Annotated in this window: 12 protein-coding genes; 7 read left to right on the top strand and 5 right to left on the bottom strand. The window is 72.9% G+C overall.

Going from position 1 to position 15,245, the window contains the following annotated elements:
* The first annotated feature begins 108 nt into the window (after positions 1-108).
* From FE251_RS08770 to FE251_RS08760, 3 genes are all read left to right on the top strand, one after another.
* Positions 109-1,293 (top strand): DUF4192 domain-containing protein, encoded by a 1,185-nt coding sequence (locus FE251_RS08770; protein ID WP_139948513.1) that lies wholly within the window; start codon positions 109-111, stop codon positions 1,291-1,293.
* A gap of 51 nt (positions 1,294-1,344) precedes the next feature.
* Positions 1,345-1,755: a universal stress protein gene (locus FE251_RS08765; protein ID WP_139071557.1), complete on the top strand. Its 411-nt coding sequence runs from the start codon at positions 1,345-1,347 to the stop codon at positions 1,753-1,755.
* Positions 1,756-1,888: 133 nt separating this feature from the next.
* The gene (locus FE251_RS08760; protein ID WP_139948512.1) at positions 1,889-3,295 is read left to right on the top strand and encodes an RNA polymerase sigma factor; all 1,407 of its coding nucleotides are present in this window, start codon (positions 1,889-1,891) and stop codon (positions 3,293-3,295) included.
* A gap of 69 nt (positions 3,296-3,364) precedes the next feature.
* On the opposite strand, the gene FE251_RS08755 is transcribed toward FE251_RS08760, so the two are convergent.
* Both FE251_RS08755 and FE251_RS08750 read right to left on the bottom strand, forming a co-directional pair.
* Positions 3,365-4,159, bottom strand: a complete 795-nt coding sequence (locus FE251_RS08755; protein ID WP_139948511.1) for a MerR family transcriptional regulator — start codon at positions 4,157-4,159, stop codon at positions 3,365-3,367.
* A gap of 144 nt (positions 4,160-4,303) precedes the next feature.
* The gene (locus tag FE251_RS08750) at positions 4,304-5,866 is read right to left on the bottom strand and encodes a flotillin family protein (RefSeq protein ID WP_139071559.1); all 1,563 of its coding nucleotides are present in this window, start codon (positions 5,864-5,866) and stop codon (positions 4,304-4,306) included.
* Positions 5,867-6,040: 174 nt separating this feature from the next.
* Here FE251_RS08750 and FE251_RS08745 point away from each other — a divergent pair, with 174 nt between their 5' ends.
* Positions 6,041-6,499 (top strand): hypothetical protein, encoded by a 459-nt coding sequence (locus FE251_RS08745; protein ID WP_139948510.1) that lies wholly within the window; start codon positions 6,041-6,043, stop codon positions 6,497-6,499.
* A gap of 18 nt (positions 6,500-6,517) precedes the next feature.
* Here the strand turns inward: FE251_RS08745 and FE251_RS08740 are convergent, their stop codons facing one another.
* Positions 6,518-7,519, bottom strand: a complete 1,002-nt coding sequence (locus tag FE251_RS08740; protein WP_139948509.1) for a GNAT family N-acetyltransferase — start codon at positions 7,517-7,519, stop codon at positions 6,518-6,520.
* Positions 7,520-7,615: 96 nt separating this feature from the next.
* Positions 7,616-7,798 carry a DUF7455 domain-containing protein gene (locus FE251_RS08735; protein WP_230976373.1) on the bottom strand — a complete coding sequence of 61 codons (183 nt, stop codon included), beginning with the start codon at positions 7,796-7,798 and terminating at the stop codon, positions 7,616-7,618.
* Between the two features lie 197 nt (positions 7,799-7,995).
* On the opposite strand from FE251_RS08735, the gene FE251_RS08730 reads away from it, so the two are divergent.
* Genes FE251_RS08730 through FE251_RS08720 form a run of 3 tightly spaced genes read left to right on the top strand, consistent with a single transcriptional unit; the run spans position 7,996 to position 12,298 of the window.
* Complete coding sequence (locus tag FE251_RS08730; protein WP_139071563.1) at positions 7,996-10,131, top strand: DNA gyrase/topoisomerase IV subunit B; 2,136 nt, start codon at positions 7,996-7,998, stop codon at positions 10,129-10,131.
* Positions 10,132-10,168: 37 nt separating this feature from the next.
* On the top strand, positions 10,169-11,188 hold the full coding sequence (locus tag FE251_RS08725; RefSeq protein WP_168202694.1) for a GNAT family N-acetyltransferase: 1,020 nt from the start codon (positions 10,169-10,171) through the stop codon (positions 11,186-11,188).
* A 60-nt stretch (positions 11,189-11,248) separates the two neighbouring features.
* Positions 11,249-12,298: a GNAT family N-acetyltransferase gene (locus FE251_RS08720; protein WP_139071565.1), complete on the top strand. Its 1,050-nt coding sequence runs from the start codon at positions 11,249-11,251 to the stop codon at positions 12,296-12,298.
* Positions 12,299-12,702: 404 nt separating this feature from the next.
* Here FE251_RS08720 and FE251_RS08715 read toward each other — a convergent pair whose 3' ends face one another.
* A complete protein-coding gene (locus tag FE251_RS08715) occupies positions 12,703-15,159 on the bottom strand; it encodes a DNA gyrase/topoisomerase IV subunit A (protein WP_139948507.1) in 2,457 nt (818 codons plus the stop codon).
* Positions 15,160-15,245 lie beyond the last annotated feature (86 nt).

Here is a 15,245-nt window from a genome sequence, read left to right as displayed (position 1 = left end):
GGTCACCCTACGACGAGGCTGCTCCCCAGGAGCGACCCGGCCCGCGCCCGTCCACGGACGTACGGGAGGGCGCCGCGGGCGACCCGGTCGCGGGTGTGCCATGTCCGCATGGACACGCCCCTGCGGATCAGGATCAGCCGGCCCGAGGACCTCCTCGCCCACCTGCCCTACCGACTGGGCTTCCGGCCACGTGACTCCGTCGTCCTGCTCGGGCTGCGCGGGCGCGGGATGCCCGTCGGCCTCGTCTCGCGCGTCGACCTCCCCGACGTCGCCCACCCCGTGGTCGGCCCGCGCCTCCTGCGCGACATCGACGAGCTCATGGCGGCCGACGGCTCGAGCGACGTCCTCGTCGTCCTCTACAGCGACCTGCCCCGTTCCCGTCTCGCGGCCGACCCCGTCGTGCGCGGGGCGCTCGACCACCTGCGGGCGCTGACCGACTGGGCCGACCCGCCCGGGCCGTGGGTGGTCGGGGCCCGCACCTACGGCTGCTGGGGCGAGCGGGAGGAGTGCGAACCGTCCGAGCGGGACGTCGCCGAGCTGGAGCACAGCCCGGTGGCCGCCACGATGGTCCTCCACGGCGCCACGGTCGCGGCGGACCGGGCCATGCTCGCGGTCCCCCGGGGCACGGACTCGACACGGCGCCGCGCGGCGGGCCGGGCGGCGCGCGAGGCCCGGCGCACCCTGGCCGCGGTGCGCGCTCGCAGCGGCGGGGGAGCCGCGGACCCCGGGGCCGCCTTCGGCCGCCCCGGCGCGGTGCCGGCGGCCGGGCAGGAGGAGATGGTCGCGTGGCGCACCGGCGAGTGGAGGCGGTGGCACCGGCTGCTCGTGCTCGCGCGGCAGGAGGCACAGCTGCCCGCGCCGGAGCTCGGGCGGCTCGCCGTCGGCCTCGAGGACCATGCCGTGCGCGACGGTGTGCTGTGCTCGGTGATCCGGCCCGCACCGCCCGAGGTCCCGGGCCCAGGGCTCGTGGCACGCACCCTCGACCTCGCCATGCTCCCCGGTGGGCCACCGCCCGAGCCCGCCCGGCTGGAGGCGGCCGGAACCGTGCTGCGGGCGGTCGTCTCGTGCGTGCCGAGCTCGTCCGCGGCCCTCGCCCTCGGCCTGCTCGCATGGATGGCGTGGTGGTCGGCCGACGGTGCCCGCGCCGACGTCCTGGCCCAGCAGGCACTGCGCGCTCGGCCGGGCACCCGGCTCGCCGAGCTCGTCGTCGACGCGCTCGACGCGCGCCTGGCGCCGGGATGGGTGCACTCGAGCGTCGGCGGCGGTACGGCCGCGGAGGCGCCGATCCGGTAGCGTCCTGTCCGAACCGGGTGGTCGGGTGCCGACCGGAGGATGGAGTGCTTGATGACGATCGTCGTGGGCTACCTCGCCACCCCCGAGGGGGAGGCGGCACTCGCTGCCGGCGTCGCCGAGGCTCGGCTGCGGGACGCGCGTGTCGTCGTCGTCAGGTCGCGGCGTGCGAGGCAGGAGGAGCATGCCGACATCGACGTCGAGCTGGACGGCCTGCGCGACAGGCTCGACGAGGCGGACGTCGCCTACGAGGTCCGGCAGCCCGGGCGCGGTAAGGACGTCGCCGCCGACCTCGTCGACACGGCGGTCGAGACCGTCGCCGACCTCATCGTCATCGGACTTCGGCGTCGGTCCCCGGTGGGCAAGCTCATCCTCGGCTCGAACGCCCAGCGCATCCTCCTCGACGCACCGTGCCCGGTGCTCGCGGTGAAGTCCCCGGCCGCGGGGGACGACGCGCCGTTCTGACCAGGGGAATGACCGGCGCGCCCGCGCCGTTGAGATCGGTGTCAGGTCGCTGAAGGGCGCGCGCGAACGCGAGACCTCCCGAAACGGGCCTTCCGCGTTATAATTGTAAGCACGCGCCGGCCAGGAGCCGGACATCACAATCCCCTCCGAAAGGCCTTCTGTGTCGTCGCATGCCCACAGCACTCCCCGCCGGACGCACGCCGCAGACGCCACGACGGGTCCGCGCAGCACGGCGTCGCTCGAGGACAAGACGAGCACCCGGCCCGCGCGGTCGACCGCCGCGAAGCCGAAGGCCGAGCCCGCCGCGAAGAGGACGGCGCCCGCGAAGGGCGCGGCGGCGAAGACCGTGAAGGAGACCACCACGAGCACCGCGACCAAGCGCACCCCTGCGAAGAAGGCTGCCGCCAGCAAGACCGCCGCGAGCAAGACCGCCGCGAGCAAGACCGCCGCCAAGAAGACCGAGCTCAAGGCCGTCCCGGACGTCGAGTCCGAGGAGGTCATCGAGGTCGAGGGCGTCGAGGTCGAGACCGAGGCCGCGGCGACCACCACGGGTCCCAAGGAGACCGGCTTCGTCGTGTCGGACGCCGACGACGACGACGCCCCGGTCCAGCAGGTCGTCACCGCCGGCGCGACCGCCGACCCGGTCAAGGACTACCTCAAGCAGATCGGCAAGGTCGCCCTCCTCAACGCCGAGCAGGAGGTCGAGCTCGCCAAGCGGATCGAGGCCGGCCTGTTCGCCGAGGAGAAGCTCGCGAACGAGGGCGACAAGCTCGAGTCCAAGCTCAAGCGCGAGCTGCAGTGGATCGCCAACGACGGCAAGGCGGCCAAGAACCACCTGCTCGAGGCCAACCTGCGCCTCGTCGTCTCGCTGGCCAAGCGCTACACCGGCCGCGGCATGCTGTTCCTCGACCTCATCCAGGAGGGCAACCTCGGGCTCATCCGTGCGGTCGAGAAGTTCGACTACACCAAGGGCTACAAGTTCTCCACGTACGCCACGTGGTGGATCCGCCAGGCCATCACCCGCGCCATGGCCGACCAGGCCCGCACCATCCGCATCCCGGTGCACATGGTCGAGGTCATCAACAAGCTGGCCCGCGTCCAGCGCCAGATGCTCCAGGACCTGGGCCGCGAGCCCACCCCGGAGGAGCTGGCCAAGGAGCTGGACATGACGCCCGAGAAGGTCGTCGAGGTCCAGAAGTACGGCCGCGAGCCCATCTCGCTGCACACCCCGCTCGGCGAGGACGGCGACAGCGAGTTCGGTGACCTCATCGAGGACTCCGAGGCGGTCGTCCCCGCGGACGCGGTGAGCTTCACCCTTCTCCAGGAGCAGCTCCACCAGGTGCTCGACACGCTCTCCGAGCGCGAGGCCGGCGTCGTGTCCATGCGCTTCGGCCTCACCGACGGCCAGCCGAAGACCCTCGACGAGATCGGCAAGGTCTACGGCGTGACCCGCGAGCGGATCCGCCAGATCGAGAGCAAGACGATGTCCAAGCTGCGCCACCCGAGCCGCTCGCAGGTGCTGCGCGACTACCTGGACTGATCGGTCCCACGACGCAGAGAGCGGAGCCGCCCGGCCGGGCGGCTCCGCTCTCTGCGTTCTACGGGGCCGTCAGGCGCGGTCGGCCTGGCGGTCGGCGTTGGCGTGGATCGCGTCGCGCACGTACTGGGCCAGGCCCGGCGCGACGTCCTCGTAGGTCTTGGTGAAGCGCGGGTCGGCGACGTACATGTCCGCCAGGCAGCGGTGGAACTCGGGCGTGAGGTCGTAGAACCGCTCGTGGATCTGCAGCCGGGCGTGCTCGGCGGCGTCCATCGCCTCGGTGCTCGTCGGCGGCAGTCCCGCCTGCATCGCCGCCACGAACTCGGCGTTGACCGCGTCGGTCTCCTCCTTGATCCGCGCCCAGTCCTCCTTGGTGTAGCGCGCGGACCGCTCGCGGGACTGACGCCACGCGTCGGTGTCCCCCCAGCGCTCCTGCGCCTCGGCGGCGTACTCGTCGCCGAACCCGTCACCGAACAGCTCGCGCTGCTCCTCCCTCGTGAGGTCCACTCCGCTCATCTCCTTCTCCAGTGCTCGGTCGATGGCCGTGACGAGATCGTTCATCTCCTCCAGCCGGGACATGACCGCGGCACGCTGGCGCCGCAGGTGCTCCGCGAGGGAGCCGCCCGTGGCGTCGTCGAGCAGGGCGGTGATCTCCTCCAGCGAGAAGCCCAGCCGCCGGTAGACGACGACGTTCTGCAGCCGCACGATGTCCGCCTCGGTGTAGAGGCGGTAGCCCGCGCCGCTGCGCTCGCTCGGGGACAGCAGGCCGATCTCGTCGTAGTGGTGCAGCGTCCGCACCGTCACGCCGAACTGCTCGGCCACCTGGCCCACCGTGAGCACCGTGAGAACCCCTGTCGTGTCGGTCATGGGTCAACCGTGCGCCCTCACGTCGCGTGAGGGTCAAGCCCGATCCTCTCCCGCCACCGGGGCAGGTGCACGGCGCCGGGACACGCGTACCCCGGCCGGGGTCCGAGGACCACCGGCCGGGGTGCGCGCGCATCCGGCTGGTCGCTAGGCGGAGGTCCCGTCGCCGCCGACGCCGTTGGTCCCGGGCGTCGTGCGCGCCGGCACCGTGGCGGTCTCGGCGGGCACCCGGCCGCGGACGAGCTCGAGCAGGTCGATGCCGGTCTGCGCCTTGAGGAGCGTCCCGAGCTCCTGCACGCCCGCCGCCACCTGGTCGGGGAGGCGCGAGGCACCGTCCTTGTCGATGACGGTGATGTCGTCGATGCTGGCGAGCGCGTCGGCGTACGGCTGGGCCATGCGCGGCAGGGCCTCGAGCACCATCTGCAGCCGCGCGGACTCGGGGAACGCCTGGTAGGCGTCCGACTCGGCCTTGATCGCCGCACCGCGCGCCTCACCACGGGCGCGCTCGGCGTCCGCCTCGGCCTCACCGCGGGCGCGCACGCCGTCGGCCTCGGCGCGGGCGAGGGCCAGGGCGCCCTCGGCGCGGCGCTGCTGCTCGACGAGCGCGGCATCGGCCCGGGCCCTCAGGGCCGACGCCTCGGCCTCTGCCTGCGCCGTCGTGCGATGTGCCTCCGCCTCGGCCTTGCGGATCGCGGTGGTCTTGGCGGCCTCGGCCTCCTGCTCGGAGGCGTACTTGCGGGCGTCGGCCTCCTGCGAGGCCTCGTACTTCTTCGCCTCGGCGGGCTTGCGGACCTCGGTCTGCAGCTCCTGCTCGCGCAGCGCCGCCCGGCGCAGGGCCACCTGCTCCTGCTGGATGAGGACGGACTGCTGGGCCTCCGCCTCGGCCCGCTCCTTGGCGGCTTCGGCCTCGGCCTGTGCCGTTGCCGTCTGCTCGGCGATATGGGCGTTGCGCAGCGCGAGCGCCTTGTTCGACTCGGCGATCTGGACCGCGGCCTCGTTCGAGCGCTCCGTGCTCTCCTGCCGGGCCTGCGCCTCCGCGATCTCCGCGTCGCGCGCGACGGCCGCAGCGCGGGGACGGCCGAGGTTGCGGATGTAGTCCCCGGAGTCCTCCACCGTCTGGATCTCGAAGTTCTCGAGCACGAGGCCGCGCTCGGCGAGCATCGGCACGGCGATGTCCTTGACCTCCTTGGAGAAGTCCTGGCGCTCGTAGAGGATCGACTCGACGGTGAGCGTGCCGGCGATCGTGCGCAGGACACCGACGAGCACCTCGCTCGTCTGCTGCTCGATGACCTGCTCCTGGCTGCGGCCGGCGAAGCGCTGGGCGGCGGCGCGCACCATCCGCTCGGTGCCGCCCACCTTGACGACGGCGATGCTGCGCAGCGTCACGCCGATGCCGCTCTTCGTCGTCGCGTCCTCGGCGGTGACCGGGAAGCTCTGGGAGGCGAGGGACAGCCGCGCGACCTGCTCGAAGACGGGCTTGACGAGCGTGCCGCCGCCGATGACGACCCGCTGCCCCGACAGGTCGGTGGTCTCCTGGCCGGTCTCCGGGTTGATCACCGGCACGCCGCTCTTGCGCCCGGTGATGATGAGGGCCTCGTCGGGCGAGGCGATCTTGAAGCGGACCTTGGCGTAGATGAACCCGATGAGGGTGAGGACCAGGAGCGCCGCGACGACGACGACGGCGATGAGGACGGATCCGGCGAGTTCCATGGGGTCTCCTCGGAGGGCGGGTGACTGGGGTCGTGTCGAGGCCCACGAGGACCTGCCGCGGTACGCCCGGTGTGGGGGTGGGGTAGGGGGCGGCACGGCCACCCTAGCCACGCGTCCCGGTCGTCGGCGCCGTTTCGGGCGTCAGGTGTCGGGGAGTTTCGTTACGATCGCCGGATGACCTCTCAGCTTCCTCTCGGCCTGCGGACGGCGGACGTCGTCGGCGCCGCGGTGACCGGCCTGCTCACCCTCCCTGACCCCGCCCGCCGCAGTCCCGTCGGGCGCTTCGCCCTGCGCACCACGGTCGCCGGGTTCACCGGCGCGACGGTGTGGGTCGGCCTGGGGGAGGACCCCGAGCTCCGTACCGACCTCGCCCGCCGTGCGGGCTTCACCGCGGGGGTGGTCGGCCTCGCCTACGGCGCCGCCGAGCTCGGTGAGCGCCTCGACGCCCTCACCCAGCGCACCCTCGTGCGCTGGGGCGTGCGCCGCCCGCGCGCCGTCATGGCGGTCGCGGGGGCCGGGCTCGCCCTCGTCATGGCCGTGGTCGACCGGCGTGCCGAGAACGCCGCCGCAGCTTCGGGAACCGCCGGGGCCGCGACCGGCGAGGCGCCCGACGCAGCCCCGCCGACCCACTAGCCGCTCGCGCGGCGGGTCTCAGCCCGCCGCGCCCGGCACGTCCTTGCCGTAGGCCAGGCCGCGGCGCGTCTCGCTGTACCCCAGAGAGGTGTACAGGTCGACGGCCCGGCTCTCGTTCTCCATGTCCACCCCGAGGTCGGCGCGCTCGATCCCGTCGGCCCGCAGGGCCTGCATGGTCGCCGCGAGCAGGGCGGAGGCCAGCCCGCGCCGCCGCCACGCGGGCCGCACCCCGAGCAGGTCGGTCCAGCCGGCACTGTAGCCCTGCGGCTCCCAGTCCTGCGTGTAGGCCGAGGTGAGGGAGTAGGCGGCCACCTCCTCGCCGTCGAGCACGACGAAGCTCCAGCCCGGTCGGAAGAACCGGCCGCCGACGCTGTGCCGCTCCCAGTTCTCCTGGGACCGAGGCTCGCTGCCCCAGTGGTGGGCGAACGCCTCGTTGTGGGCCACCCGCAGCCGCTCGCTCAGGCTCGGGTCGAAGGGCACGAGGCGCAGGCCCTCGGGCACCTCGACCGGGGGAAGGTCACCCTCCAGCGGGCGGGTCAGCTCGAGGAAGACGCGCAGCGGGGTGAAACCGCCCCGGTCGAGCAGGCGCATCGTCGCGGTGGCGTCGTCGTCGGTGTGGACGAGCACGCGGCCCGGGGCCCCGCGCCCCGCGGCGGCGATCTTCGTCCGGGCCAGGCGCTCCTGCCAGGCGAGGAGCTCGGCACCGATCCCGCGGCCGCGCCACTGCGGGTCCACCCCGCCCCAGCAGAAGGCCCGCACGGTGCGCACGTCGCCCGGGTTGACCTCGACGTGCCCGAAGGCGCGGGCCACGCCGTCGCCGTCCAGGCCGAGGATGCTGTCGCGGGCCGGGTCCTTCCACGAACCGCCGGTGAGCTCCTCGGCCAGGTCCTCGGGGGTGTGCCGCTCGCTCGGCTCGTCCGCGTCCTCGATCGCCCGCACGAGGCGGTGCCACACGGCGACGTCCCCGAGGGCGATCGGACGCCAGGCGAGTCCGGCGACAGGTGCAGGGAAAGTCGTCATGCTCCCGACCCTACGGCCGGCGGCCCTCGGCGGGCACGGGAAAAAACGACGGCGCCGTCCCACAGGGACGGCGCCGGACGAGTCGGGAGTGGCGGCTCAGCGTGCGGGGCCGTCCTCGGTGAGGCGGTGCGTCTCGTCCTGGATGGCGGTGGCGACACCCTCGAGGGCCTCGGCGTGCTTGCGCGCGTGGTGCGCGCAGAACAGCAGCTCACCCACGGGGAGCTCCACACGCACGTACGCCTGGGCGCCGCAACGGTCGCAGCGGTCCTGGGCGGTCATGGGGGCGGTCATAGTCGCGTTCACGTCTGCATACAACCACGAACGCCCCGAGATCTTCCCCGGACGGGGGCCTCGTTCGCTCGCAGCGGACCTAGGTCCCTCGCAGAGTGCTCCACATCACGTTATTCGGCGTGGGATCGGCCACCCGCCGGTGCCGCCTGCCCGGTTCGGCACCTCGGCCTTCGTATGATCGCCGGGTGCCCCCCAAGTCGACCGCGTCTCCCGCCCAGTACACCGCTCGACACCTCTCCGTGCTCGAGGGTCTCGAGGCGGTGCGCAAGCGTCCGGGCATGTACATCGGGTCGACCGACTCGCGCGGGCTCATGCACTGCCTCTGGGAGATCATCGACAACGCCGTCGACGAGGCGCTCGAGGGCCACGGTGACGCGATCGACGTCGTCCTCCACCCGGACGGCTCGGTCGAGGTGCGTGACAACGGCCGCGGCATCCCCGTCGACACCGTCGACTCCGTCGGGCTCAGCGGCGTCGAGGTCGTCTTCACCAAGCTCCACGCCGGCGGCAAGTTCGGCAACGGCTCCTACGCCGCCTCCGGTGGTCTGCACGGCGTGGGTGCCTCCGTCGTCAACGCGCTGTCCGCCCGCCTCGACGTCGAGGTCGACCGAGGCGGCAAGACCTACCGGATGACCTTCCACCGGGGTGAGCCCGGCACCTACGACGACCGCGCCGGCGCCGGCCCGGACGCGCCGTTCGCCCCGTTCGTCGAGTCGAGCGAGCTCGCCGTCGTCGGCAAGGTGGCGCGCGGGCGCACCGGCACCCGGGTCCGCTACTGGGCCGACCCGCAGATCTTCCCCTCGACCTCCCAGTTCGGGTACGACGAGCTCGTCACCCGCGCCCGCCAGACGACCTTCCTCGTCCCCGGCCTCACCATCACCGTGCGCGACGAGCGGCGCCTGCCCGGCACCCCCGGCGAGGACGGCCCGGTCGAGGAGGTGTTCCGCCACGACGGCGGTGTCGTCGACTTCGCCGACTTCCTCGCCACCGACCCGCCCGTCTCCGACGTCCTGCACCTCACCGGGTCGGGCACGTTCATGGAGACCGTCCAGCAGCTCGACTCCTCGGGGCACCTGCGCCCCAAGGAGGTCGAGCGCACGTGCGAGGTCGACATCGCGCTGCGCTGGGGCCAGGGCTACGAGACCGACGTGCGCTCCTTCGTCAACATCATCGCCACCCCCAAGGGCGGCAGCCACCTCACCGGCTTCGAGCAGGGGCTCGTCAAGACGGTGCGCAAGCAGATCGACGCCAACGCCCGGCGCCTCAAGGTCACCGCCAAGGACCCGAAGATCGATAAGGACGACGTCCTCGCCGGCCTCACCGCCGTCGTCACCGTCCGCCTGCCCGAGCCGCAGTTCGAGGGCCAGACCAAGGAGATCCTCGGGACCGCGCCGGTGCGCGGGATCGTGTCCTCCGTCGTGGACAAGCAGCTCACCGAGATCCTCACCTCGCCCAAGCGGCAGGACAAGGTGCAGGCGACCGCCGTCCTGGAGAAGGTCGTCGGAGAGATGCGCGCCCGCGTCCAGGCGCGGCTCACCAAGGAGATCTCCCGCCGGAAGAACGCGTTGGAGAGCTCGCGACTGCCCGCCAAGCTCGCCGACTGCCGCACCGACGACATCGAGCGCTCCGAGCTGTTCATCGTCGAGGGGGACAGCGCGCTCGGCACTGCCAAGCTTGCCCGCTCGAGCGACTTCCAGGCGTTGCTGCCGATCCGCGGGAAGATCCTCAACGTCCAGAAGGCGTCCCCGGCCGACATCCTGCGCAACGCCGAGGTCGCCTCGATCATCCAGGTCATCGGCGCCGGCTCCGGCCGCACCTTCGACCTCGACGCCGCGCGCTACGGCAAGGTCATCCTCATGACCGACGCCGACGTCGACGGCGCCCACATCCGTACCCTCCTGCTCACCCTGTTCTTCCGCTACATGCGCCCCCTCGTCGAGGCCGGCCGCGTGTTCGCCGCCGTCCCGCCGCTGCACCGCGTCGAGATCGCCGGCTCGGGCGGCAAGAAGGGGGAGAAGATCTACACCTACTCCGAGGCCGAGCTCCACCAGCTGCTGCGCAAGCTCGAGCGCCAGGGCAAGCGCTACAAGGAGCCCATCCAGCGGTACAAGGGTCTGGGGGAGATGGACGCCGACCAGCTCGCCGAGACGACGATGGACCCCGCCCACCGCACCCTGCGGCGGGTGAGCATGGCCGACGCCGATGCGCTGGCCGAGGCCGAGCGCGTCTTCGAGCTGCTCATGGGCAACGACGTCGCGCCGCGCAAGGACTTCATCGTCGCCGGCGCGGCCCAGATCGACCGCGAGCGCATCGACGCCTGACCTGAGCGGCCGCCGACCACACCATAGGATCGTGGACATGCCCGAACTGCTCCCCGACCGCGCCGCGCCTCCGGCCGAGGCGACCGTTCCCGGCGACCACCTCGGACTCGTGTGGCGTGCTCTCACCCCCGACGACGCCGACCAGGTCTACGCGCTCGTCGAGCGTTGCGAGGACGTCGACCAGCCCACGATGCGCACCGGCCGGTCGCGCGTCGTCGAGATCCTCGCCCGGCCCTCCACCGGGATGAAGGCCGACAGCCTCGGAGGCTTCGACACCACCGGCGAGCTGCGCGCCGCCGCGTTCGTCCACTCCCCGCTCGGCGACGAGACCCACGCCCGCGTCTTCATCGCCGCCTCGGTGGATCCCTCGTGGCGCGGCCGCGGGATCGGCCGCGCGCTCCTCACCTGGCAGGACGACCGCGCCCGGCAGATCCTCGCCACCCTCGACCCCTCGCTCCCGGGCCGCATCGCGGCCTACGTCGACGAGCGGCTCGAGGACAGGCGCCGGCTCTACGCCGCAGCCGGCTTCAGCCCCAAGCGCACCTTCCGCGAGATGCGACGCCCGCTGACCGAGGAGCCCGAGGCCACGAAGGTCCCCGAGGGCTACGAGATCCGCCAGTGGACCCCGGAGCTCGACGAGGCCGTGCGCCTCGCGCACAACGAGGCGTTCCGTGACCACTGGGGCTCCCAGCCCGTGGACGAGGACACGTGGGCCGCGCGGGAGCACGAGCTCGAGCCGGCGTGGAGCGTCGTCGCCGTCCACGTCGAGTCGGGGACGATCGCCGGCTACGCGCTCACCGCCCGTCACGAGCACCAGTGGGAGGCGCTGGGGCACAGCGAGGGTTACACCGAGCTGCTCGGCGTCCTGCGCGAGCACCGCGGCACCGGGGTAGCGCGCGCGCTGCTCAGCTCGGTCCTCGGCGCGCTCTACCGCGACGGGATCGAGGTGGCCGCCCTCGACGTCGACATGGAGAACCCCTCGGGCGCGCACCACTTCTACGAGCGGATGGGCTACCGTCCGGGCGCCGCCCGGATCCTCTACACGATCGAGGTGTGAGGTTTCCCCTACCGGCCACCGTCGGTAGGCCGAAGCCCGGTGACAACGTATCGTCGGACCATGCTCGAGCACTTCGGCGACGCCCCGCGCACCCCGGCGGAGGGCGTCGGGGACGCCGGTGCCCCTTGGCCCCACCCCGAGCTGCCGCACGGCCACGACCTGCGCTGGCGTGAGCTGACGCTCGCCGACAACGATGCTCTCGTCGCCCTCCTGGGCCGCATCGAGGAGCACGACAACCCGCCGTACCGCACCACCGCCGAGGAGTCGGCGGAGACGTTCGTCCAGGTGGGCGCCGACGTCGGGACGGCGCGGACCATCGCCGTCGACGCCGACGGCGTGCCGCGCGCCTACGCCATCGTCCGCGTCCGCCCGACCGCGGGCACCTGCCGGGCGCTGTGCGACGGAGGCGTGGACCCGCAGTGGCGCCGGCGGGGAATCGGCACGACGCTCCTGCAGTGGCAGCTCGCTGCGGCCCGCTCGATCCTCGACGACGCCGGGTACGCGAGCGCACTCGCCGTCGTCCACGTCGAGGACGACATGACCGACTTCCAGGACATGCTGCGGCTCGCCGGCTTCGTGCCCACCCGCTTCTACACCGAGATGCGGCGCGACCTGTCGCTGCCGCTGCCCGAGGTGGAGGCGAAGGGCAAGATCAGCGTGGAGCCGTGGGACGCCGCCCTCGAGGACGCCGTGCGCCGCGCGCACAACGACGCGTTCGCCGGGCAGTGGGGCGCCGAGCTCCACACGCCCGAGACGTGGATGCAGGGCCGGACGTACTTCGCGCCGTCGTGGAGCTTCGTCGCCCTCGACCGGACGAGCGACCGCGCCCGCGTGGCCGGGTACCTCATCTCGGGGCGTTACGAGGGGGACTGGGCCGCCCAGGGGTGGACCGAGGGCTACACCGAGCTGCTCGGCGTCCGCGAGGAGTGGCGCGGGATGCGGGTGGCGACGGCGCTGCTGGTGACCGCGATGCGCGCCTATGCCGCCGACGGCATGCAGTACGCGGGCCTGGGGGTCGACTCCCCGGAGCCCGGCGGCGACTTCGGCCTGTTCGGAAACCTCGGCTACGAGCCGACCCGCCACTCCCTCATGTTCACCCGCGCCGTCTAGCTCGAGCCCGCCCACCGGCGCGCAGCCTCAGCCGAGCCCTCCGCCAGCCCCGCCCCGCCCTCCGCCGCGAGAGCCGACTTTCGCGCGAGAGCCGACTTGTGCGCGAGAGCCGACTTGTGCGCGAGAGCCGACTTTCGCGCGAGGGCCGACTTGTGCGCGAGAGCCGAGTTCCGCGCGAGAGCCGACTTGTGCGCGACAGCCGGGTTCCTCGCGAGAGCCAGCCTTGTAGAAGTCTGCTGTCGCGCGGAACTCGGCTCTCGGCGAGAAGTCTGCTGTCGCGCGGAACTCGGCTCTCGGCGAGAAGTCTGCTGTCGCGCGAAAGTCGGCTCTCGCGCGAAAGTCTGCTGTCGCGCGGAAGTCTGCTGTCGGCGGGGGAGGGGACGGGAGGAGGGGCGTGGCGGGGGTCAGCCGATGGCGGCGATGGGGGCGGCGAGGGGACGGCCGGAGCCGTCGCGGCGCTCGTCGACCTCGGGCAGGTCGACCGGCTGGCCGCCGGACGCGACCGCCCGGATCGGCTCCAGGCCCACCCACGCGAGGGTGAGGACGTCCTCGCCGCGCAGGAAGCGGTGCGCCCGCACGCCACCGGTCGCCCGGCCCTTGCCGGGGAACCGGTCGAACGGGGTGACCTTCGCGCTCCCGGGCATCGTCCCCGGCAGCGCCGTGGAGGACCCGGCGACGGTGACGACGAGGCTGCGCGAGACGTCGTCGGGGTGGACGACGCCGAACGAGACCACCCGCGCGTCGTCCGGCATCTTGATACCGGCCATGCCGCCGGCGCTGCGTCCCTGCGGACGCACGGCGGAGGCCGGGAAGTGCAGGAGGTGGGCCTCGCTCGTGACGAGGACGAGGCGGTGCTCGTCCGGGGCGTGCGCCGCCCCGACGACGGCGTCGCCCGGCTTGAGCGAGACGACGTGCCACTCGTCCTTGTTCCCCGGCCGGTCGGACGGGTTGACCCGCTTGACCGTCCCGCCGGCGGTGACCAGCGCGAGCGGCGGGGCGTCGTCGTCGAGGCGGGTGAGGCCGACGACGCGCTCCCCGGGCTCGGGCTGGACCAGCTCGGTGATCGGGGTGCCACCGGATAGTCCGGGCGCCGAGTCGGTCGTCGGGAGGCCGGGCGTGTCGAGGACGGGCAGGCGCACGCAGCGTCCGCTGCTGAGGACGACGCCGACGTCACCACGGGTTCGCGCGGGCACGACGGCGGCGAGCGCGTCGTGCGCGACTCGCGGGCCCTCGCGCGGCGGCTCCTGGCTGCCGTGGGCGATGAGCCCGGTGCCGGACAGCGCGACCCAGCACGGCTCGTCGGGGATCTCGAGCGGCACGCTCGTCCCGCCCTTGCGCCCGGAGGCGGCCGACGACGTCGCCGGGCCACCGGCGTGCTCGAGCAGCACCGTGCGCCGGGGGGTGCCGTGCGTGGCGGCGACCTCGGCGAGCTCGTCGCTCACGACCGACCGCAGCAGCGCCTCGTCGCCGAGGATGGTGCGCAGCTCCTCGATCTCCCGGGCGAGGGCGTCGCGCTCGGCCTCGAGCTCGATGCGGGAGAACTTGGTGAGCCGGCGCAGGCGCAGGGCGAGGATGTAGTCGGCCTGCGGCTCGGAGAGGTCGAAGACCATCTTGAGCCGCTCGCGGGCGGCGTCGGCGTCGTCGGAGGAGCGGATGACCGCGATGACCTCGTCGATGTCGGAGATCGCGAGGAGGAGTCCGGCCACGAGGTGGGCCCGCTCGGTCCGCTTGGCCAGGCGGTGCTCGGTGCGTCGCCGGACGACCTGGATGCGGTGCTGGACGTAGACCGAGAGCAGGTCGCGCAGCCCCAGGGTCTGCGGCTGGCCGTCGACGAGCGCGACGTTGTTGATCCCGAAGGAGTCCTCCATCGGGGTGTAGCGGAAGAGCTGCTCGAGGACGGCGTCGGGGTTGAACCCGGTCTTGAGCTCGATGACGAGCCGCAGGCCGTGCTCGCGGTCGGTGTAGTCGGCGACGTCGGAGATGCCTTGGAGCTTCTTCGCGTCGACGGCCTCCTTGATCTTCTCGATGACCCGCTCGGGCCCGACCTGGTAGGGCAGCTCGGTGACGACGATCGCCTTGCGCCGCGCGGTGACGTTCTCCAGGTGCGTCGTCGCCCGGGTGCGGAAGGAGCCGCGGCCCGAGGCGTAGGCGTCGCGGATGCCCTCGAGACCGACGATCTTGCCGCCCGAGGGCAGGTCCGGGCCCGGGACGAAGCGCATGAGCTCCTCGAGCGTCGCCTCGGGCTTGGCGATGAGGTGGCGCGCGGCGGCGACGACCTCGACGAGGTTGTGCGGCGGCATGTTCGTCGCCATGCCGACGGCGATCCCCGAGGCGCCGTTGACCAGCAGGTTCGGCATCGCTGCGGGGAGCACGGAGGGCTGCGTGAGCTGGTTGTCGTAGTTCGGGACGAAGTCGACGACGTCCTCGTCCAGGCCGGCCGTCATGAGGAGCGCGGCGGCGGTGAGGCGGGCCTCGGTGTAGCGCGGGGCCGCCGGGCCGTCGTCGAGGGAGCCGAAGTTGCCGTGCCCGTCGATGAGCGGGACGCGCAGCGCGAACGGCTGGGCGAGGCGGACGAGGGCGTCGTAGATCGCGGTGTCGCCGTGGGGGTGGAGCTTTCCCATGACCTCGCCGACGACGCGGGCCGACTTCACGTGGCCGCGGTCGGGCCGCAGGCCCATCTCGTCCATCTGGTAGAGGATGCGTCGCTGCACCGGCTTGAGGCCGTCGCGCGCGTCGGGCAGCGCCCGGGAGTAGATGACCGAGTAGGCGTACTCGAGGAACGAGCCCTGCATCTCGGTCGACACGTCGATGTCGATGATCTGCTCGTGCACGGGAGGCGGCGGGGTGCTGCGACGTGGCATGTGCTCCATTCTCTCCCGATCCCAGGCGGTCTCGGTGCATCCAGGCCCCGTGTCCGAGGGGCGGCCCGCTCGGTGGATCGCCGTCG

It is taken from the genome of Georgenia wutianyii, from assembly GCF_006349365.1.
GTDB lineage: Bacteria > Actinomycetota > Actinomycetes > Actinomycetales > Actinomycetaceae > Oceanitalea > Oceanitalea wutianyii.
The sequence above is the reverse complement of the archived record's forward strand: the minus strand, read 5'-3'. Positions and strand labels throughout refer to the sequence as shown.